At 42.8% G+C, this 20,953-nt stretch carries 17 protein-coding genes; 2 read left to right on the plus strand and 15 right to left on the minus strand.

Annotated features, from left to right (window positions below):
- Positions 1-105 precede the first annotated feature (105 nt).
- The 3 genes from WC222_03290 to WC222_03300 all read right to left on the minus strand — a co-directional run bounded on the left by WC222_03290 (position 106) and on the right by WC222_03300 (position 1,873).
- A complete protein-coding gene (locus WC222_03290) occupies positions 106-1,188 on the minus strand; it encodes an ImmA/IrrE family metallo-endopeptidase (protein MFA6915395.1) in 1,083 nt (360 codons plus the stop codon).
- Positions 1,181-1,510, minus strand: coding sequence for a hypothetical protein (locus tag WC222_03295; GenBank protein ID MFA6915396.1), 330 nt, complete (start codon positions 1,508-1,510; stop codon positions 1,181-1,183). Before WC222_03295 ends, WC222_03290 begins: the two co-directional genes overlap by 8 nt.
- Before the next feature lie 99 nt (positions 1,511-1,609).
- Complete coding sequence (locus WC222_03300; protein ID MFA6915397.1) at positions 1,610-1,873, minus strand: helix-hairpin-helix domain-containing protein; 264 nt, start codon at positions 1,871-1,873, stop codon at positions 1,610-1,612.
- Between the two features lie 218 nt (positions 1,874-2,091).
- Between WC222_03300 and WC222_03305 the strand changes: the two genes are divergently transcribed.
- Together WC222_03305 and WC222_03310 are read left to right on the plus strand one after the other, a co-directional pair.
- Positions 2,092-2,763, plus strand: a complete 672-nt coding sequence (locus WC222_03305) for a UDP-N-acetylglucosamine diphosphorylase (protein ID MFA6915398.1) — start codon at positions 2,092-2,094, stop codon at positions 2,761-2,763.
- A gap of 286 nt (positions 2,764-3,049) precedes the next feature.
- A complete protein-coding gene (locus WC222_03310; GenBank protein MFA6915399.1) occupies positions 3,050-4,468 on the plus strand; it encodes a hypothetical protein in 1,419 nt (472 codons plus the stop codon).
- 31 nt (positions 4,469-4,499) lie between these two features.
- Here the strand turns inward: WC222_03310 and WC222_03315 are convergent, their stop codons facing one another.
- The 12 genes from WC222_03315 to WC222_03370 all read right to left on the minus strand — a co-directional run bounded on the left by WC222_03315 (position 4,500) and on the right by WC222_03370 (position 20,877).
- Positions 4,500-4,760 (minus strand): hypothetical protein, encoded by a 261-nt coding sequence (locus tag WC222_03315; GenBank protein ID MFA6915400.1) that lies wholly within the window; start codon positions 4,758-4,760, stop codon positions 4,500-4,502.
- Positions 4,736-4,918, minus strand: coding sequence for a hypothetical protein (locus tag WC222_03320; protein ID MFA6915401.1), 183 nt, complete (start codon positions 4,916-4,918; stop codon positions 4,736-4,738). Before WC222_03320 ends, WC222_03315 begins: the two co-directional genes overlap by 25 nt.
- On the minus strand, positions 4,918-6,177 hold the full coding sequence (locus WC222_03325; GenBank protein MFA6915402.1) for a cbb3-type cytochrome c oxidase subunit II: 1,260 nt from the start codon (positions 6,175-6,177) through the stop codon (positions 4,918-4,920). Before WC222_03325 ends, WC222_03320 begins: the two co-directional genes overlap by 1 nt.
- A complete protein-coding gene (locus WC222_03330) occupies positions 6,174-7,634 on the minus strand; it encodes a cbb3-type cytochrome c oxidase subunit I (protein ID MFA6915403.1) in 1,461 nt (486 codons plus the stop codon). The genes WC222_03325 and WC222_03330 overlap by 4 nt, the downstream gene beginning before the upstream one ends.
- A 2-nt stretch (positions 7,635-7,636) precedes the next feature.
- A complete protein-coding gene (locus WC222_03335; GenBank protein MFA6915404.1) occupies positions 7,637-11,644 on the minus strand; it encodes a c-type cytochrome in 4,008 nt (1,335 codons plus the stop codon).
- A 26-nt stretch (positions 11,645-11,670) separates the two neighbouring features.
- Positions 11,671-12,996: a cytochrome b N-terminal domain-containing protein gene (locus WC222_03340; protein ID MFA6915405.1), complete on the minus strand. Its 1,326-nt coding sequence runs from the start codon at positions 12,994-12,996 to the stop codon at positions 11,671-11,673.
- 18 nt (positions 12,997-13,014) lie between these two features.
- Positions 13,015-13,527: a Rieske 2Fe-2S domain-containing protein gene (locus WC222_03345; GenBank protein MFA6915406.1), complete on the minus strand. Its 513-nt coding sequence runs from the start codon at positions 13,525-13,527 to the stop codon at positions 13,015-13,017.
- 6 nt (positions 13,528-13,533) lie between these two features.
- Positions 13,534-13,680, minus strand: coding sequence for a cbb3-type cytochrome oxidase assembly protein CcoS (locus tag WC222_03350; GenBank protein ID MFA6915407.1), 147 nt, complete (start codon positions 13,678-13,680; stop codon positions 13,534-13,536).
- Position 13,681: 1 nt separating this feature from the next.
- Positions 13,682-15,520 (minus strand): FAD-dependent oxidoreductase, encoded by a 1,839-nt coding sequence (locus WC222_03355; protein MFA6915408.1) that lies wholly within the window; start codon positions 15,518-15,520, stop codon positions 13,682-13,684.
- Between the two features lie 167 nt (positions 15,521-15,687).
- Positions 15,688-15,927, minus strand: coding sequence for a hypothetical protein (locus WC222_03360; GenBank protein ID MFA6915409.1), 240 nt, complete (start codon positions 15,925-15,927; stop codon positions 15,688-15,690).
- A gap of 85 nt (positions 15,928-16,012) precedes the next feature.
- Complete coding sequence (locus WC222_03365; protein ID MFA6915410.1) at positions 16,013-19,564, minus strand: leucine-rich repeat domain-containing protein; 3,552 nt, start codon at positions 19,562-19,564, stop codon at positions 16,013-16,015.
- 179 nt (positions 19,565-19,743) lie between these two features.
- Positions 19,744-20,877 (minus strand): hypothetical protein, encoded by a 1,134-nt coding sequence (locus WC222_03370; protein ID MFA6915411.1) that lies wholly within the window; start codon positions 20,875-20,877, stop codon positions 19,744-19,746.
- Positions 20,878-20,953 lie beyond the last annotated feature (76 nt).

Genomic DNA, 20,953 nt, shown 5'->3' on the forward strand with positions numbered 1-20,953 from the left:
GAAAGCTATCTGATTTTTGGATTCCGGCTTCTATAAAGAACATGCCGCCGTAATTTATCACCCTGGGGCAGAAAAAATCATCCTGTTTATGATGAGTCATACCTCTCAAAGCTGAATTTTAATTTTCAGATGGTTGCATTCTTGCCATGTTAACAAACCTTCTCTTTGCAGTCTTCCCACTACTATGCCAGGACCTATCCCTACTTTTTGAGCAAACTGCTTAATGGCTGTTTCATTCCGTTCTAATTGCAATAACTCGGAGATCATTTCCGAAGGAATCAATTGTTTAGCTGCAAATACATCGGCTTCCTTTTCAAGCTGCTCATCAAACTGCCCTTCGATATCAATGAACATTAGCTTTTTGCCATGCAATAGGAGATGGCCCGCTTCATGAAAAAATGAAAACCAGAATTGATCATTTGTCTTATATCTGTTGCTTAACAGTAAAAGGGCTTTATCGACTCCCAGCCAGCGAGTTGCTCCGCTGACAGCACAACCCTTGGGTGCGGGTACGATAGCGACAGCAACGCCCACTGCAGCGCAAATTTCAATGAGTCTTGGAATGAATACTGATTGATCTACTTCGCATGTAAGATTTCTCAGATCTTTTAGCGCAGCAAGAAAACCTTCTTTGTTGTAAGGCTTGCAAGGAACATCCATTGCAACACGTTCGCCCTGTCTTAGCCAAGCAGTAAGAAAGCCTCTACTTCCATCTTCTAGGCGGGATGCCCTAAAAGCGGCGACAGGTACAGCATAGCGTGCTTCATAAGCTTCCACTGACGCCACGCCAAAAAACTTCAAACATTCAGCGACTAGTGCGCTTTTTTCAGAACACTTATTCACCCAACCCCATTTTAACATTTCCTTGATCGGAAGTTGTGCAAGCCAATTCACTTTTCCGTTCAATCCTAGCAAGTCTTCTTTTCGTGCAATGGCTTCGCGATAAAGGGCTTCTCTATTAAGCCAAAAATTTACAGTACTTCCAAGCACACGCTCTAAACGGATTGCAGCATCTTCTGTGATAGAGGCTTTTCCCTGGATGAGAAGGTTGACGTGCTTTGTGGTGTATTCCATGCGCTGTGCAAATTCAGCTTGGGACCACCCCTTTTCCTCCAACACGTCGGCAATAGTGGCTCCGGGAGGCACTATCCAATCGGGTTTAAAGCTGTTTTGTTTATGTCTAGTCATGATAGTCCTCTATGGAGAGTATGCAGACACAGGTAACGGCATTCCAATCAATCGCATGGTCACAAGTGCGTGGTATGGGTTCATCAGCGCACTCTAAGATCAGCTTTGTCCCTCCGTGGAGACTAAGGCTGAACTGTCCCAATCGCTTGCCTTTAAGTGGATGCGGTCTTCCCGCGATCAGCTCTCCTACATTTGTTACGGATAGTAGATCCATTAATCGTGTTTTAATTTTCTCGGCACATAGGCTCCCATATTTACGCCGCATGGATTTTTCGTTTTCACAAATATCTTTAAGTTCACGCGTGGCAAATTCAATAATCACAAGCGCACCTGTGGAAGCTGATTTCGTTGTCGATAAATTTAATATACCAAATTGGTATATAATTTTTAAGATCTTTTTTTAGATAAGCCTAATTTATGATTAATCTTTCCAATTCCACCACTTAAGCAATGCGGGATCGTGGGAAGAATGCGATGCAAAATAGACAGCGCAACGGAAGACATAAAGCATGCAGCGGTCAACTCTGCATTTTTGCAAATCGCATAGCCTTTCATACATTTCTTCCGGATCCAGGTTCTTCAATTCATTGACCGACCTGAAGCCTAAATCATAGAGATCTTCGGAAATTTCCTTTCCTACACCGGGGATACGACGAAAATCCTTGAGGCTGTCTTTTTTTATCATAACCTTTCTGCTTTATTGAAATTATCTACGAAATCTTGTTCATAACTTTGCTACAACCTATCCATCGTAGATAACTTAGCTAGTTGCCGACAAGTTGTAAACAGGATATAAACAAATCAATTACCAGGGAAAACCCCCTAGTTATAAACTTTCCCACACCCCCTTAGGGGAAGAGAAAAAGAATATATCTAATTTATCCTCTAAAGGAGCTGTGTAAAATGTCTAGGAACGCACTTATGAAAGATCTTTCAACATCCGCCTTTTTTGAAACACGGGGCTATATCCACGAAAAGCTATTCAATGGCTGCCATTATCCATGGGAAGCTTTAAGCCAAATTGGAGAGTATCTGAAGAATGTACGTGGAAATGCTGAGGAGTATGATCTTCCGCTTGGTTCTTGGATCATCCATCCAGAAACAGTATTTTTTGAAGAAGATTGTATTGTTGAACCAGGCGCTTATATTCAGGGCCCTTGTTACATCGGCCGTGGAACAATCATCCGCAATGGAGCTTACATTCGAGGAAACGTAGTCACGGGAACGCATTGCGTGATCGGACATACTACCGAGATAAAAAACTCTATTTTGCTTAATGCGGTCCATGCAGCGCATTTCGCGTACATAGGTGATAGCATCCTTGGGAACAACGTTAATTTGGGCGCTGGAGTCAAATTAGCTAACTTGCGGTTGGATGGAAATCAGATCATCATTGAGTCGGATGACGATAAGATAAATACAGGCCTTAGAAAATTCGGCGCTATCATTGGCGATGGATCCCAAATTGGGTGCAATGCAGTGTGCAATCCAGGCACATTAGTGGGTCAAAAGTCTGTTTGGCACCCTTGTATCAACAAAGGTGGAATCATTGCAGCCGGCAGCATTGTTAAATAATCGTCGATAACTTTGTCAGTAAACTTTCGCAAGGGCAGGTTATGTCCATAACTTGCCCTTTATGCACAACTTGCAAACCTCCCTTAAACATAAGATCTCTCTAGGAAAACAGGCTGTTTATGAACATTTCCACCCTCTCTTATGAGAATGAGAAATGTTATATATAAATATCTATTACTTAAGAGAAGTGGAATGTTCACCGTTGAGCTTCATATATAATTAATATACTTTTAATTTTAACTAAATATTCAGTTTATTATACTAAAGTTATAAAACAAGGATGTTTATGATTAATAAAGTATCAGATTTTGCAGCTAAAGCAGATGATTATATCGCTTTAATTCCAGGCGTAAGTACTGTAAATATCATATTCAACACGATTGAGCGTATCGCCGTTCATAGTGCGAAAAGCAAGGTCAATGATCCCTATCTTAAAAAAGCGACCACCAAATCCTTTTATCGTAGTCTATCCGAATTTATCCCCGTTTTTGGGAATGTAGCTATCTTAGTAAAAAAGCAATTAGACACCAAAAAAGCAGAAAAAGCTGCGAAATCTGAAGCATCATTACAAAAAAAAGAGATTCAAAAACCTGAAGTCGTCACTAATGAATCATCCGAGATACTAACAAAAATTCACGATGCCTTAGATCAATTTTCCGGAAATGACATTCTAAAATTAGGATTAGTTTATTTAAACGCACCAAATAATCTAAAAGATGAAACTCTTGCTTCGGATCTATTTTTATTAGGAGCTACCGTAAAAAAAGATCCCGAATGCACCCATCAACTTGCTACAATGTATTTAAGTGGGGAAGGCGTAGAAAAGAACGAAAAAAAAGCTTATGAATTGTTTCATGCAGCTGCAGAGAATGGACACCGCCCTTCCATTGTGCAATTGGCGACAATGCTTTTGAATGGAGTGGGAGTAGAAAAAAATCCAGGCCTTGCGTTGGAGTTGTTAAAAAAACTTCCCGGCAATTCATTTGTTTCTGATCCTGAAAGCCATAAAAAAGAAATTGACGCAGATCTACGTCAGCTTAAATCAGGGACCGTCGAATCAGAAAATCAATATATTAGTATTGCATTGAGATATGTAGATAATAATAATTTTGTAGATGCATATAAATGTTTTAAACGTGCTCCTCAAACTGGATTAAAAACTTTTGTTGCATTTGGAGAATTATGTGTGGCTAGAGGCGAACTGGAGCTAGCACTAAGAACATATCAACAGATAATTAAAATAGCGCAGCAAACAAATTATAATGTTCCTAGTTTAGAACTTGCCGAAAGATTTATTGCTCTAGGTAAAGCCTTTGAAGAAAAGGCAAATGCACAATCTCCCAAAGATAAAGCGCTTGAAGCTAAAGCTTTTGAATGTCTGCTGATTGCAGCGCGTAGTGGAAATAAGGATGCTATGTTTGAAGCCGCTCAAAAATATAAAGTAAAAGCAAAACCGACACCTACTGATAAGGCACAAATACATTCTTGGTTAGAAAGAGCGGCGGAATTCGGGCATATAGATGCGATGAGAGAGATGGGTAAAGGATTAAGGAATCAGAAAGACTTAGGATGGTTAACAAAAGCAGCGCAAAAAAATGATGTGGAAAGCATTAAGTTATTAATCGATTACTATAACCGAATTTCTAAGCCTGAGATGGCGGTAGACTATTCAAAACGATTGAGAAAACTAGAAAAAGAATCTTAATTAAGAGGTAATATCTTAATATCTTAATTTCTTAATTCGAGTGAGGTTTTCTATCTGTTTTAATTTCCATATGATTTGCAAAAGGATAGGTTGTATTGGAGGCCTTTTGTAGTTGCTCCCAAAATCCCCTGTCCAGCCAACCCCAGCTTCCATTCCAGTACAAAGCAAACCATAACACCCCCCATAAAGGAATAATGACATACGACCACATTAACCAGCGCGGAACGGGCGCGTGGGCAGAGGTTATTCCTGTATCCCCAAATGTGTCTATTTCTTCGTGGTGTGGTTCCATGTATCGTTCTCGTCTTCAAAAAGTTGATATTTTACGCTTTCGTCAAAATCCAGACGTCCTTTCCGCATGAGATAAAAAAACAGCAAAAAGGCTGTCGTCGCAAAAAAAATAATCGTGGCATAAGCCAGCGCCCCGCCAAAAAATCCAATGGTATCCATTAAAGTGTACGGCCCCCTTCAATGATTTCTTTTGTTTTAATGGGGTCTTTGCCTAGCCACCAAGCTTGAGAAGGAGGTGTGATGCGTGTTCCCTTAGTCATTAAATATTGGAAGATGGCTTCAAATTGATAGTTGGGTATACCGGAGACTCGATGCGTCGTTCCGCGGGGATCATTGTCAAAAAAGTGCTGGAATGCCGGCATAATAGAGCCTTGGCTGGCTGTTTTAGGAGACCAGAAGTGGGCGCGGTGCCAGTCACGGCTAGGCCGTTTGATGCCGGTGCGTGATAGGTCGGGGCCAATGCGGTGGGTGCCTGGAAAGGTCACGTTGTCATAGATATATTCATTAGGCGATGAAGGCGGGGCAGGATAGGAGTCTGATCCATTCAAAACCACATCTTGGACAAGCGTACGTGTTTGGTCAGTGTGGCAGTACCAGCAACCTTCCAGAGCATAGATGCGCTCCCCTTTTCTGATCAGTTCCTTACGCGAAAGAAAACCCATATCGCTACTTCTAAGGGCGGCTAAAGACTCTACGGGTTTACCTTTAGGATCGTACATCCATCCTTTCTTATCATAGTATGTATAGTCGATAATACGGTATTCCACAGGGTTGCTAATAAATATGACCCCTAGATTTTGGTGGTAGAGCACATCTTTGGAAGGGTCTAATATCGTATAGTCTTTATCGATCCAGTTTTCTAGTTGGCTTTGCGTAGGGGCGACAGCAAAGGCTTCCTCCCCTTTCGGTGCGAATAGTTCCATCACCACAAAATCCGGTGCAGATTTCTGATCCTTGTTCTCCGCTAGCCATTGCTGCTTCAGCTTTTTGATTAAAGTATCGGCTTTTGTTAGGTTTTCACCTTGCGGGGGCTGTAAAAGAAATAGCTGGGAGGTGAGTTTTAATTGCGGATCTTGGTAACGAGTAATGTATTTTTCATATTCCGGTGGCGCGATAATGCGCGTAGTTTCGCTTTCCTGAAAAGCTAGTAGAGAGAAGTCCTTTTTCAGGTGGTAGACAGCTTGTAGCTCTCCAGGGGTTAATGGTGAGCTACTGATGTACATATGGGGATCGGAGATCTCATACATTTGTACTTGATAAGGTGTAGAGGGCTGGGTCCATTCCTTATCAATAAAATAAGGCGCAATTTGTGTCACAAGGACAGCAGAGGCAAACAAAATGGCTATGCCCACGATGGTTAAAACAGCTGAAAGTTCTACAGAATTCCAAAAGCCTTTTTTAGGGGTATTGTCTGTCATGCGACGGCCTCTTTAGCTGTAAGTGCAGGTTCTTCTTGTCTAGCGGGGAGGAGGATGGTGTTGAACATGTTGATAACAAAGAGGATGTTACCGCTCAGGATAATGACACCGCCTATAGCTCTTAAGACCCACCACATATGCATCTCTGCTACAGTATCAATGAACGTCAAGTTGGCAAGGTTTGCGTGGTATTCTGCATAGGAGGTGCCGTCCGCCCAAGTAGCCCATAACATGCCTCTAATGAATCCCCCTATCCAAAGAGGAAGTAAAAAGGGGAAGGTGCCCAGCATATTCAGGTTGAAGTGCCAGTTTGCCAATCGATTAGACCATAGGGGTTTACGAGACATTGAAGGAATAACCCAGTATATACCGGCAATAGCAAAAAACGTAAAAGTCGCATAGAGGGAGATGTGAGAGTGACCGATGATCCAGTCGTTTTTAGAAGTCAGCTCGCTAACATTTCTGAGTGCTTGGAATGACCCTTGTACACTGGTCAAAAGATAGAAAATAACACCCATAAGGATAAAGCGAATGGGTGCGCTTTCATTGTATTTATGCCACTCTCCCTTAAGAGTAGCGAATAGGTTAGTTACCGCTGTCCAGACGGGGATAAATAGCCAGATGGAGAAGACGATAGCAGTCGTCTGAAGCCATTGGGACATGGGACCATGGAGGATGTGGTGTGAGCCTACCCATGCATAGGTGAAGGCGATCGTCCAAAAACCAATCATGGAAAGCTTATGGCTGTAAATAGGTGTATTGGCAAATTTGGGTAGGAAATAATAAGCCTGAGCTAATCCCATAGGTGTAAAAATTAGTCCTACAAGGTTGTGGACATAAAAGAAGTTAAGGTTGACGCGCGACATGCCGCCGGGAACCATCCAGATAGCCCAGAAGCCAAGGATAACTGTAATCGTCGTCCACAGCATAGTTCCCATAGCATACCAAAGGGAGACGTAGAGCTTGGGGAAGCGCCTTGTCACGATAGTCATGCTTAGGTTGACTACAGCCATCATCCAGGAAGCGACAAACCCTACTTTCACAGGATATATCCAAAGATAATCAGGAAATTCAGCATATTCCCATCCGGAGTTAGTTCCGAGAGGATAAGAGTAGATTGTAGGGATAAGCGTCACCCACCATAATATGGCAGAGGCAACTCCTAAACGTGGGCTCCATAGCGGCACACCACAAAGGCGGGGAACAAGGAAGTAGAGCAGGCCGATATCTGCGGACAAAAGCCAAAGAAATAATACGTTGCCTACGTGTACCGGGCGGACGCGGCCAAAATGAATATATTCACCGGAGAAGTAGTCAGGAAAAACAAAAGAGTTGAATGCCATGAAAACGCCCACGGACATTCCTAGGATCATGAAGAGGATTGCAGGATAGACCATCCATTTAACAGGCGTATCCTCGTATTGCGAGTAGTTTGTAGGAGCCGTAGTTGCGGTCATAGTCAGGGGGCCTTTTTATTAAAGAGTGATTGGTACAGTTGAACTTGTTGAATATCCATGCGGTTAAGTTCAGCAAAGTCACTAATCACCCTATATTTAATTTTGAGTAAGTTATCTTGGTCGGCTTTAAGTGCATGCAGGTTTTTCTGAGTTTCCGGTTCCTCAGGTAATTTTTCTAATTCCTCTGCTTTTTTCAGAAAGCCACTAATTTTTTGGTCGATAAAAGCGATAATTTCATTTTTATACTGTTCTCTTTTCTCTGCGTCGTCCCCTAATTCCACAACTAAGCCGTTCTTGGTTAAAGTGAAGTTATCAGAGCCTAGGTGGATCGCTTTAATGTATGTCTCTAATAAAGGAATGGTCTGAAGGTTGTTAATAATTTTGCTGCCGAGATTAAGCATCATATCTTTTTGTTTAAGAAGGCTAAGGCGTATGTCTTCATAGGTCTTGTCGACATTTCTTAGTGAGTTCAGCTGACTAAGGGCTTGCAGTTCTGTTTTGTATATTTCTGCTGCCTGTTCAGGGCTAAGTTTGCCTTCTGCTACGGATTGATTGGCTTCCCGCCGCGCAGTAAGTAATTTGTAATAGGTTTTTTCTGTTTGGGACAGTTTTTCAGAACTGTCTTTTCGCGCAAGGGTGACAGTTTGGATAGATCTATCATACGTATGATACAAAGCTGATAGTAACTCGGAGCGGTGGTCTGCCTGTTCACTTAGGGTCCGGATATACATTACTAATTGCATCCGCAGTAAAGATGTTGTCTGATCACCCCAGGGCGTCATAGCAGTACCCGGGACGCCATACTTAATGGACCGTAACAGACGCAGGTCGTCGCGGGTGTGCAGCCAGTTTAAGTTGTTAAGCATACGTGGTTTCGCTTCTGTCATTATAGCTGCGCGGATGCCGCTGCCGTCAGCATCACGTCCGTGGCAGATAGCGCAATGGATTTCGTAGAATCGTTTTCCTTCCTCTAGATTCTGGGGAGTATAGAATTTTTTCTTAATATAATAGCTTTCAGCGTCTGCTTTATGTGGATCATTAGGAAGGGTGTCGAAATATTGAGCGATGGAATTGTCTTCTTGTACTTTACCGGCAGAGGGCGTTAAGGCCGCAAACAGGTAGCGCGTATCAATAGGCTGCTTGGCGCTCAGTTGACTTTGCTTAGGCTCTATCTTCTTTTGGCCGCCTTCGTCTTTCAGCTCTTTTATGACATCTTGAGGGGAGTATTCCCACTTAGGCGTATCCTGTTCATTTTGGATTACTGTGCCCCCCGGCAGTTGGTTGAACATCCAATCAACAAGTAGCGAGATCTGCTGTTCATTCAGTACAGGTATACCATCGTAACCAAGTTTGTCCTTGGGTGTTTCACCCCAAGACGGCATCGGCGTTCCAAGTATTCCGAGTCGGATAGATTCTTTAGCCCGTTTAGGAGTTAAATTACGCATAAATTCGGGGTTGCGGAGGTTTTTGGGAATGGGGTAGATCCACTCCGCAACGGGGCCATTACCCTGCCTATAGGTTCCGTGGCATTGCGAGCAATGCAGGTCGTAGGCTAGTTCAGGATTAAACCCGGTGGCATTCCAGATAGCGTGGACGGCGTCTCTGTTTTTACGTCCAAGAGCATCCAACATGTAAGTTAGAGTGTAAAATTTAGTATCGTCAAAAGGAAAGACGGGCATGATCGATTTAGCAACCAAAGAGGAAGGATTGCGGAAGTGTTCCATGAGCCAAGTATCGGAGCGGTATACACCCGACCAGTTGGGACGCGGTCCTATCAATCTTCCTAGACCATATTCTTGGATATAAACCATTAAGACGCGGTGGATACGGTCTTTCCATGCATGGAGTTCTTTTTCACTGTCGGTACCCTTATCGAGGTATTCATTGTTTTTTGCGCGTGAAGCAAAGATGAAAGAGGGGTAGAGAGCTTCTATTGTTCCGGGTGAGGATGCTTCGATCTCTTCAATGATGCCGTTTTTACGGACATTATCGACGATGTGCTTATCGATCTCTGCAGAATAGGCCTCCACAACTTCTATGAGTTTTTTTCCTGTAATAACCTCTGGAAAGAGAGAGCGAAACCATTTTTGTTCGGCATAAACCTTTTCGAAAGGGACTTTTTCGTCTTTTTGTACGGCGTATCCTACGTTGGAATCAAACCCTTCCAGGCGATGGCAGGCAGAACATCCTTCTGTTGCAAAGACTTTCATTCCATAACGCACATCTTGGATTTTTTCGGGTGAAACAGGTTTTTCCCAATCCAGTTTTTTTCCGGCTTCCCACTGCTGTATGGCTATCTTGTAGGCAGCATCAGAAACGGTTTTATTACGTCCATTTTGCCCCAATAAGAATGTTACCAATGCTTCTAGTTCATTATGGTCGAGATGGAAGTTCGGCATCGTTGAGGTTTTCAGGTCAGCTTGGGGCCATACGATAGATTCTTTAACAAACCAGGGATAGGATGAGCCTGCATAGGTTAGTTCGGGACCCACGCCTCCGCGGGCCATACCGGCAATACGGTGGCAGGCATAGCAAGCTTGGGTTAAGTAGAGGGAATAGCCTTTATTGTAGGTATTTAACAGGGCATCGATATCAGATGAAAGGGCCTCGGCTGTTTCCGTATTTTGAACAGTTTGTCTAAATGACAGGTCAGCTAATCCGGCATGTTTGACGAGGTCTTTTTCATATTGGACAGCATCCCATTTTTGATATAAAGATCCTTTAGCATCGGAGTTGCTACGGGTTGCTGCAATGAATTCTTCTAGGGTTTGATTTTTGGCAATGGCCTTATTAAGAGATACAATGAGCTTTTCATTCCCTAGAATTTGTATTAGCCTGTTTTGTAAGAATAGGGTTGTAGATTCTAATCCGCTACTAGGATTAGCATCTACAATATGCTTTAAAGAGCTTAGCTGAGCTGTTTTAAATTGCTGCTGTTCAGGAGATTGGGAGTAATCCTGGACGCTAAGCTGAAGGTCTTTTAATGTAGTATCTAATCCCTTTTTTTCCAGACTGTTCAACAATGTCAGGAGGGAAAGTGTTTCCTGCTCTTCATTGGACAATGCTTTTTGGATCGATTTAGCAATCTTTGACCTATTTTGAGCTAAGGATCCGGCAGTATTTGTTAATGCTTGCAGCGCCTGTGATGAGGGCTGGTGGCATTGGACGCATTTTGCTTCGATCAGTCCACCCGGAAACAAGGGTGTTGTCTGGTATAATAGGTCGTGACCTGGTTTGTGATTAAATACATAAGCAAATTTGGGGTCGTTCTGGGGATCTTTCTCTAAAAAATCCGGCTCGGGTCCAAGGTATTGTTCTTCGTAAGTGCCATCAAATACAGGGCCGTGGGCGCTTACGGTTGTCAGGCCGCGACCGTTTCCGCTGTGGCATGACGTACACCCGTAATCATCCAAAGAGTGGAATTCAAAAGGGCGTGTTTCCTTGCCGATCAAGGGGTGCATGGCAAGGACTTTAGTCATATCGTAGGTATGTTCACCTACCGTAGTCGTTTTTAATTTTAGATAGGTTTCAGCTTGTTTTAGCCGTTGTGTAACTTGGGCTGATTCGCCGGTAGCATTCAACTGCTCGTTTTTTTTGCTATCGGTCAACTCTGCGATGGCTGCATCTAAATGACCCCAGACGTATTCTTCATTAGGAACGAGTAGAGGCGTACCGTCAGCGTTATAGATAGTATTGCCGTTGATATCTTTAGCGATTTTGGTGGGAGAGAAGTGGGTAAACTGCAAAGCGACGTGACAGGAAATGCAGCGATCGATATTTGGATTTCCCTTATCCGCTTTTTCCATCACAATTTGTTTGATCCCTAAGGCAAAATCCGGTGGAGGTTGATGTGAGTATTCAGCACGGAAATTTTCAAGTTCGACATAGGCATCTTGATAGATTTTATATTCAGGAAAAAGCTCTTTCAACAAAAAACCTGCAAAAAGTGCAGTGACAAGCACTCCTGAAGCTATGAGGATCCATTGGGATGTATTCGATCGCAATCGCATGTATTAATATTCCTTACCTAGGTGTCTTAGTGTCGTGCAAAATTCTCTGTCCATGGCCATATCCAGCCCCAGTTTGCGCCTCTGAAATATGTACCGATAATAATCAGAAGGGCTTGTGATATCATAAAAAGTGTGTAAAGGAAGATGGCTAGGTAACGGCTGCGGTGAAACCATACTCCCTCGCCCTTAGGGTTGCGGTCGAGGTAAGGAATCGCCATCAAGCCCAACACCATTAATCCCGGAATGCCTACACCACCCCAAAATGCATTGTATGCAACCATTTCTTGCAGTCCTAAGAAATACCAAGGGGCTTTAGAAGGGTTGGGCGGTTTTGTAGGGTTGGCCGGCTCTTCCAAGGGAGCATCAATAAATGATAGCCCTAGTATAAGCGCTGTCGTCAACAAAAAGCAGATCATCTCAGCCCGTAGCAGGTGCGGCCAAGTGAAAACAAAGTTGTAAGGTCCCTTATCGACAGTGGGACAGGTGCCGCGCACAAGTTCCATCAAGCCATAGGTTCTTTTTACTCCCGGGGCAAAAGATTCTTTTGTGTCTGATCTTTGGATGACCCGTAATGGATCCGGACGTAATTTATCGGGTGGACGGGAGAGTCCGCCGTCTTTTCTGATGCGCCAAAAATGCACACCGATGAGGATTCCTGCTAAAAGGGGCAGGAAAGCCACATGCAATACGTAGAAGCGGATCAAAGCATCTTGGCCGACATTTGTAGACGCTAAGAGCATGACCCTATTGACGTTATATTCAAAACCCGGAAGGTTAGGCGCATAGCCTGCAATATTCGATCCCACGGTAATCGCCCAGAAAGCTAATTGATCCCAAGGCAACAGGTATCCGGTGAATGAAAGGAGTAAAGTCAGCACCATCAAAGTGCACCCGATGACCCAGTTAAAGCGGCGTGTATTTTTATAGGATCCCGTATAAAACACTCGGGACATATGCAGAAAAACAAACAAAACCATTAAGTGGGCTGACCAGCGGTGCATGTTGCGGTACATCATCGCAAACGGTGTCGTGGTTTGCCAATCTTTCATGATGTCGTACGCGCGGTCTTCAGTCGGAATATAGAAGAACATCAAAATAACGCCGGTGATAGTCAAAAGTAGGAAAAGACTGGTAGTGATCGCGCCCAATCCTAAGGTGTAAAAGGGGTCCAAGGAATGCTTATGACATTTGACAGGATGGAAATGGAGGAAGAAGTTTTTAAATACTATCTCTGACCGATCCACATCGTTGTTAGGGTAGTTATGCCGGAAGATGGACCTAACGAATAGAGAGGGTAGATTGAGAAGATATTCTCCCCAGGATTCTCTTTTTTTACCTTGAAATGCTGCCATATTAAACTATCCTAATCGTTAAGCTATGGGAGAGAACCAAGCGTCGGCCCAATCCAGTGTTGTCTTTGACTTATCTACCATAATATCGCCTGAAGCACCTAAGAATACCTTGAAATAGACCAATGGTAAGGGTGCAGGACCGCCTGTGTTTCTGCCGTATTGATCATATGTTGATCCGTGGCAAGGGCAGGCATACCCTGTAGCTACCATATTCACTGTGCAGCCTAAGTGAGTGCAGACAGCTGTTTGCACACGGATTTTCCCCGCCTGCGTCTCAATAAAAACTTTTTGCTGCGGGTTAAATACCTTCCCTTCTAATGCCAGAACCTCATCCGGTCTGCCGATGGCAAATACGCTAGGGGGAATTTTCATTGCATTCGGATACAGAAACCCTAAGAAGGAGGCTCCAAATAATTGCCCGGCACCGAGAATGCAGGCCCCTACTCCCATTAAAGCTAGAAATGAGCGCCGCGATATGGCCGGGTCTTTATCATCAGGGTCGACATTGAGTGAGTTGCGGTATTTTGGCATCAGTAACTAACCTTTTCTTTCGTTTTCTTCATCCCTAAATAGGATGTATTTTACATCTTCGTTGTCGTCAAACTGCCCTTTAGAGTGAAAATAGCAATATACAATGATTCCGATGCCCGCCATAGCTAAAGATGTGCCTAAAAACCACAGCATATCAACCGATCCAGCGGAAAGAATAATTCATCGAATCCATGGTCACAGCTTGTGTTGGGCATTTTTCAGCACATAACCCGCAGCGGATGCATAAATCCTCATCCTTTAGCATGGCAGAGCCCATTTTATGCAATTCCTCATCACTCATTGATGCTGAATCCACCCCGTAGAAATTATCTACGGCCTGTCTAAGTACAGCCTCGCCATAGTCGACATTCAATTTTTCAATAGGGACAAGCTTAAGGCAGTTGGTAGGGCAGACATCCACGCAGCCATTGCATTTAATACATAGAGTTCCATCAAAAACAGGACTGACATGACATTGTAAGCAACGGTTTGATTGTTGATGCGCTTCTTCGGAGGTATAGTTGCGTTCAACCATATCCCAATTATTGACTCTTTCATTTGCAGGCTGCATTTGAGGGAGAGACCATTGAGTGCGTAGGTATTCTTTATCACGTATAGGTGTTAACTCGGTAAATTCCCCCACAAACTCTTGGTAGGGCTGTGTATTTCGTAAGTCGGAGTCTATCGCGCGCGCGGCTTCCTGGCCGTGTCTGATCCCTGTGATGAATAACGCAGGGCCAAAGGCAGCATCGCCACCGGCATAGACTTTGGGAACAGTAGTACGGCCCGATCCTCGCTCGGTTTTGATGATGCCTCGATCTAGCACCAATTTATCTTTGTTGTCCCAGCCGTTCATAAAACTGGTATCGGTGGCTTGTCCAATGGCTAACGCTACCGTGTTGCAAGGAATGACGAATTGGGTGTCCGGAATCAGCTTAGGCATAAACCGGCCGTTATGGTCGAATAGGGAGGAAATACGCTGCACTCGCAATCCTGTGATATTGCCATATTCATCTCTCTCCACAGCAATAGGAGACAAGCGATTGATCAGCTCAATCCCCTCTTCAATGCCATCTTCAATTTCAAATTCATCAGCGGTTTGTTCATCCCGTGATTCTAGGCACACCATCGTGACTTTGGTTGCACCGTTACGTCGCGAAGAGCGGGCAACGTCGAAAGCTACGTTTCCACCGCCAACCACCACCATGTTGTCTTTAATTTTCCATTTTTGCTCAGCGCACAAGACGCGGAGGTATTCGATGCCGCGGATAATGTCGGGCCCGTCAGCCCCGGGAATGGGCAGTTCGCGGCTCTTCCATAAACCTACTCCGATAAAAATAGCGTCATACTGCTCTTCCATTTGATTCAGCGTAATATCGCGGCCGACTTTCATGTTATAATAGATTTTAGCCCCTAGATGTTCAATGGCAGCTATCTCGTTTAGGGCGACAGTATTTTTCAACCTGTAGGTAGGAACTCCATAGGTGAGCATACCTCCCGGCATCCGCATCATCTCGTAGACATCGACAGCATAGCCTAGACGGAGCAGATCGTGCGCACAGGTGAGCGAAGCAACACCTGCCCCAATGCAAGCGACTTTTAACCCATTCGGAGCGGGGTTGGTTGAACCGCGTGCATAGCTCATCTCTAGGGAGCGTATATGCGCCTCCTTACCTAGTCCGAACCATTCGTCCAGGTATCGTTTTTGGGCGCGGATAGTCAGGGTTTTATCTACACGGTCGCGGCGGCAGGTGGATTCGCAGGGGGCGCCACAGATCATCCCGCAGATAGAAGCAAATGGATTAGGGCCGCGCGCAATTTTGTAGCCTTCCATTAAATTTCCGGCATGGAGGGCGATCATATAGCCGCGAGGGTCTGTATTCACGGGACATCCGTCGCGGCAATCGATTTGCCGTAAATAGTAGTCTAAGTCAGGGATGACGACATCGTAAAGCTCGCGATAAGGAGGTGGAATATCTTCGTCATAGGACATTAGTTTTGTCTCCGGAATAAAATAAATCTTACAGAGTCAAATAAAAATTATCAATTAACGTTTGCAGGTGATGAATAACAAAGAGAATTTAGCGGGATTTACGGCCAACATTATTAGAAAGAATATGCCCTTGGAGAGGGGGCTATAAAAAATTGCGACAAGTGTACTTAAACAATGTCGAATATTTGTTTTTCTCCCTTAAGGCCATCAAGATAGATATTGAACATATTCATATCCATTTCGCGGGGAATTTCAAGAGTATTAAAACAGGTGTGCGAGGCCATTCCCTCCCCTTTTAAGTATTTAACATGGATCTTTTGTTCCGCCTTTAAAGAAGGAGAGCCGACAGTATACATTAGGAAGGATTGCAGGCGTGTTGTATCAGCGTCTTCAAGCCAACGGATCATTAGCGCGTTATAAAGATTTCAGGTAGGCGTTTGGTGGAAAATACATAGCGAGGAATTCTGTTTGGGCAAGAGGATCTAAATTCAGTTACACTATGGTGAATGTTTGTTTTTCACCCTTTAGTCCGTTTAAATAGAAGTAAAGCATGTCTTTTTTCATTTTGGGGGGAATCTCCAAAGTATCGCTGCAAGTACGTGATGCCATTCCTAGACCAGGCCTTACCTTCACTTTAATTTGTTGCCCTGCTTTTAAGCTTGTGGAACCGACAGTGTATATTAAAAAGGACTGTAGTTGCGCTGGACTCGCATTCTTAATCCATTTTCTAATCCATTTTTGATACTTAGGTTTGACCTTTTTGCAATTTAAGCTTGCCAGGATCGTTTCCCGTTTTGAATTGCCCTGAATAGTGCTTTGCAGTAGCTCAACGGTGAACTTAGGGCGTGCATCCCATACAGGTTTCATCTCTCTGAACCCGCGAATAATTGCATGAACAGCTTTTAATTCATCTTCACAGTAGTTTCTTAATCCATCTAAGACATACTTTTTAATGCTCTCTAAATCCGCTTGCATTTTGAAAACATAAAATACTTCTTCCTCAATTTCCAACACTTCAGGCTTTAATTCGTAGCCAAAGTAGCTTTTGATTTCGTCAGGAACCTCCTCTCCTGAGGAGTCTAGTAAATTTTTCACCACGGAAATGTATTGTTTGCCTTCCTCTTTATCTTCCACATCCAGAAATTTTAGGAGGGCTGGCATATTCACAGCCTTTTTAAGCTCAGGGTGTGCTAATGCATCTAACTGCTGTACCGATAGATTTTCATAAGGAGTGTCGATGATTTCATTTGTGCAATTTTTTATACTGTTGAAAAGTCCTTCAGAAAATTTATCACCGATGGGGTAACGTCCCTCAGTCCTAAATACAAACGCCAGAATGGTTCCAATAGATAAAAATAATTTTTCCGGATCGCCTAATTTTGAAGCCAATGACCAGGAAGGATACCCTTGATTGAGGCATTTTTCCGCAAAGGCATGAAACAACTGTGCGAAATAATCCTTGGAAAGACCCGACATGTCATCCCCTATTTCATTTTCATAGGTTATCTTCAGTTTTGAATGTTCCTCTGTAAGGGTCGATGCTAATTCTGTAATAAGATCATAACGTTTTGTTTCGAAGTCTTCTCTGGCCAGCTTTATTTTTAGAGTTTTACCCTTATTTGCAGCTAGCATATAAGCACCTCGTAAATCTTTGAGAAGAGTATCTAAAAGCTCATCACGGAGTGTGGAGACCCTTTGAAGTAAGATCATTTCTTGGGGAAGAGAAGTGATTTGATTTTTACTAAGATCCAAATAGTATAACTCTGTTAAATTTTCTATTCCTTCAGGAACAGACGTTAATTCATTTCCACGCAGTGACAATTGTCTCAAATTTCTAAGGTGAGAGAGCTGCGGTCTAGAGGGGGTTGAACTGAACATACCGGAGAGATATGCCCATATTTGGTTCGACAGAGTACTTGAAACGATTTGGTTAAAATCTAAATCTAATACCTGGAGGCGAGTTAGCTCAGCTAATTCGTGAGGTAAATATGTAAGCCAGTTATAAGATAAATCTAACAATTTAAGCGTTGGAAATTGAGATAAAAAGCTTAAATTTTGATTCTCAAGGCCTGATTTTACAATTCTTAATTCAGCTAAAGAAGGTAAGTTCCTTAAGCCTGAATAGTCGTTTCCACAGTGCAAATTTCTAATATTAAGTCCGGATAATTTTGGTAGATTTGCGATTGACAGATTGCTTGTTTCAAAATCATTCAATCTGAGATGGGATAAACTTGATAGATTTTCAATTTTCAGAGTAGGCAGATTTAATTCCTTTAAATCTAAAATTTTCAGTCGGGGTGTTTCTTGCAAATTTGGTAATTGAAGAAGTTGAGGGCAATTCGAAATTCTTAGGCTTTTTAAGAAAAGCAAATTTTTGAACTCAATCCTAATCAAACAAGAAAGAACCTGAATGTTTAGATCCAATAGATTAGGTAGGTTGGCAAAGCGTAGGGTTTCCAAGGGACTACAACCCAGGGAAACATCGGAAAGCTGCTGCAAATTTTCCAACACTACGCTTTTCAAGTTTGGACAACCCCATGATTGTAATTTCTTTAACTTCATAAAATCGACAAGTTCAAGAGATTCAATAAGGCACTCTTCAAGGTTTAGCTTCTTTAAATTTGGGCAATGAGAAGAATTAAACTTTATTTTTATTTTACTGTAAGAAAGATCAAGATAAGAAAGTCGATTCAATCCTTTTAAATTTATATATTCGAAAAGACATCCTGCCAACTTTAATTTTTTAAGATTCAAACAGGGTGAGCAATTAAGACTTAGAAGATGTTTGCATCGAGAAAGATTTAACTTTTCAAGGTGAATCAAACCACTTAATTCTACTTTTTTAACTTGAGTCCATTTTAGATTTAATTCTTTAAGTTGAGTCAATGCTTGGAATTCTGGAAATTGCGTCAATTTCTCACAAGATGCAAGTAAAAGAATCGTAAGTTTTTTTAAATCCGGTATGTTTAGTGAGGTAATTTTAGTCTTGCTCAAATCTAACTCTTCTAGGTCGATAAGCTGATTGAAATCAGGAAACGTTTTAATTTTATTACATTTTTTAAGTGATAAATGGGTCAGCTTTTGTAGATAAGTGATATCCAATTCAGTAATCTTGCATGATTGTATGAATAGTTTTTTTAACGAGGGGAAATGACTGAAGTCAGGAAGAGCTGTGATCTTCAGCTCGGATAGTGATAATTCTAATAGAGATGGCAAAGAAGTTAAATGTTCAATTTTAAAATCGGGACAATTAATAATTGCAAGTTGTTCTAATTTAACCATTTGAGAAAAATCAGGAAAGGATTCAATATCTTCGCAATCTGATATAAAGAGTTCCTTTAGTTTCTTTAATGAGGGAATGTCCGCTAAAGAAAATTTACTGCATTTAGAAATATCCAGATAATATAAATTGGGACAGAGAATAAGAGCGTTTTTTAAGTCATTCGTGTTACATGAATTAATATGCAGGGCTGAAATTTTCTCTCCAACCTCAGATAGTAGCGCTTGAACTTCGGGGGGATTGTACTTTTTAATAGAAAGAAATAATTCAACGGGTATCTGATCGCCAATTAATCTTAAATCAGATTTGACGTGTCGAGGGAGTACTTCATTAGTAAAATATACAAATAAGGTATCCTTATCAAAACAATACATTAACGGTCTGTTGAGGTCATTATTAATTTTATTTAATTTTCTTGTGCACTCATTAATTGTATTTTCGGATTTATTCGCGATAGCTAACTTTAATATCCCCAATATTTCTATTTTATTTATATCCTCATTTGATTGAATAGCTCCAAGTATATTTCTGCATACTGAATCTATTTTTTCATGAAATATTGAATCCAGGGATTTTTCACATAAATGACAAACTCTATTTAATAAGGGTTTTGGTAGGATATCACTACGTATTTCTTGAAGTATTGCCTCTTGAAGGAGGTGAGTATCCTCCAATAAACTTTCTACAAGGTCATCTGCTGGGGATGAAATATTGTCAAAGGATGGATCTTGTGATGTTGTTAAACGAGGCAAAATATAAGACATAAGCTAACTATTAAATTAATTACAATCATTATACTAATGTTAGTAATTGTTTTGTAGCTTTTTATTTAAAAAATAAAATATTAATTTTATAATTTTAGTATATGAAGTATAACTTAGAAAAAATTGAGGGATAAAAAAATCCTAGCCCTTTTGCAAAGGCTAGGATTTGTGAGGAAGGCTTATTTGCTTAATTCGAACTCAAAGCCCACTTGCTCACCGGCACCATGAAGCGCAGATGTGGGGGCAAAGTGTTGAACTGCGCCATCTTTCGAGGAGATGGAAGCGCTACCAAGGGTTGAACCCATGCCGCTTTGTTCATCTACCATAAAGATAACTTTATAACTTCCGGATACAGGAGCTGTGAAGCTGACTGTCTCAGTTTTATTACCCATTGGACCAATTTGAATCGGTGCGCTGGACAAGATCTGATGGTCAGGAGAAATAACGATTCCGCGCCATGTTCCCATTGCGTTATCTACTGAAGTGCCTTCAAAGTTGATAGTCACAACAGTTTCTGGAGCTTCAATGCTTGCACCGGGTGAACCTGGAGAACCGGGTGAACCTGGAGAGCCACCTGCTGGACCTGCTGGGCCGGCTGGGCCTGCCGCACCTGAAGCACCCGCTGCGCCGCCTGGACCTGCTCCGCCGTTAGCACCGTTAGCGCCGCCTGGACCGGCTGGGCCTGCAGCACCTGAAGCACCTGGAGCACCGTTAGATCCACCTGGACCTGAAGCACCTGCAGCACCTGGAGCACCTGGAGCGCCGCCTGGTCCTGCAGCACCTGGGGCACCTGGAGCGCCATCAGTACCGTTAGTTCCGTTTGTACCGTTAGATCCGGATGGGCCGGCTGAACCTGGAGCGCCGCCTGGACCGGCTGGGCCTGCTGCACCTGGAGCACCGGATGGGCCGGCAGGACCTGCAACACCGTTTTGTCCGTTTTGACCGGCTGGGCCAGCAGGGCCTGGAGGACCGAAAGGACCTTGAAGGCCTTGAGGACCAGTGGGTCCTTCTTCACCTCTGTGGCCTCTTTTGCCGTCATGGGCTGAGCATGCACCGGCGATACCGCCTGCAATGGCTCCGATTATTGCAGCGCCAAGGAATGTGCACCAATCAATGCTGCATCCGCAGTCACCGCCACCGGAGGCAACTACTACAGGGCGATTACTAGAACTGTCGTCATGGAAATATGCTGTACCGCAGGCATCATAATAATAGCCTGCTTGTAGAGCGCTTTCTGGGGACCATGTTGATAATGTAAAACATGCTGCGGCAAAGATTCCCACCAGGGATCGGCACCAATGCAAGCGTTTCATGATATACCTCGATTACGTTGTAATAAGTTCATTTTCGAACTATGTGGCAAACAATAAATTTAAGTAAAATATTTTT

It is taken from the genome of Parachlamydiales bacterium (assembly GCA_041671045.1).
GTDB lineage: Bacteria > Chlamydiota > Chlamydiia > Chlamydiales > JABDDJ01 > JABDDJ01.

Bases quoted from the DNA above. Each gene is read 5' to 3' on its own strand.
- WC222_03290 (MFA6915395.1), bottom strand. From the start codon at position 1,188: ATGACTAGACATAAACAAAACAGCTTTAAACCCGATTGGATAGTGCCT.
- WC222_03300 (MFA6915397.1), bottom strand. From the start codon at position 1,873: ATGATAAAAAAAGACAGCCTCAAGGATTTTCGTCGTATCCCCGGTGTA.
- WC222_03305 (MFA6915398.1), top strand. From the start codon at position 2,092: ATGTCTAGGAACGCACTTATGAAAGATCTTTCAACATCCGCCTTTTTT.
- WC222_03310 (MFA6915399.1), top strand. From the start codon at position 3,050: ATGATTAATAAAGTATCAGATTTTGCAGCTAAAGCAGATGATTATATC.
- WC222_03315 (MFA6915400.1), bottom strand. From the start codon at position 4,760: ATGGAACCACACCACGAAGAAATAGACACATTTGGGGATACAGGAATA.
- WC222_03320 (MFA6915401.1), bottom strand. From the start codon at position 4,918: ATGGATACCATTGGATTTTTTGGCGGGGCGCTGGCTTATGCCACGATT.
- WC222_03325 (MFA6915402.1), bottom strand. From the start codon at position 6,177: ATGACAGACAATACCCCTAAAAAAGGCTTTTGGAATTCTGTAGAACTT.
- WC222_03330 (MFA6915403.1), bottom strand. From the start codon at position 7,634: ATGACCGCAACTACGGCTCCTACAAACTACTCGCAATACGAGGATACG.
- WC222_03335 (MFA6915404.1), bottom strand. From the start codon at position 11,644: ATGCGATTGCGATCGAATACATCCCAATGGATCCTCATAGCTTCAGGA.
- WC222_03340 (MFA6915405.1), bottom strand. From the start codon at position 12,996: ATGGCAGCATTTCAAGGTAAAAAAAGAGAATCCTGGGGAGAATATCTT.
- WC222_03345 (MFA6915406.1), bottom strand. From the start codon at position 13,527: ATGCCAAAATACCGCAACTCACTCAATGTCGACCCTGATGATAAAGAC.
- WC222_03350 (MFA6915407.1), bottom strand. From the start codon at position 13,680: ATGCTGTGGTTTTTAGGCACATCTTTAGCTATGGCGGGCATCGGAATC.
- WC222_03355 (MFA6915408.1), bottom strand. From the start codon at position 15,520: ATGTCCTATGACGAAGATATTCCACCTCCTTATCGCGAGCTTTACGAT.
- WC222_03360 (MFA6915409.1), bottom strand. From the start codon at position 15,927: ATGATCCGTTGGCTTGAAGACGCTGATACAACACGCCTGCAATCCTTC.
- WC222_03365 (MFA6915410.1), bottom strand. From the start codon at position 19,564: ATGTCTTATATTTTGCCTCGTTTAACAACATCACAAGATCCATCCTTT.
- WC222_03370 (MFA6915411.1), bottom strand. From the start codon at position 20,877: ATGAAACGCTTGCATTGGTGCCGATCCCTGGTGGGAATCTTTGCCGCA.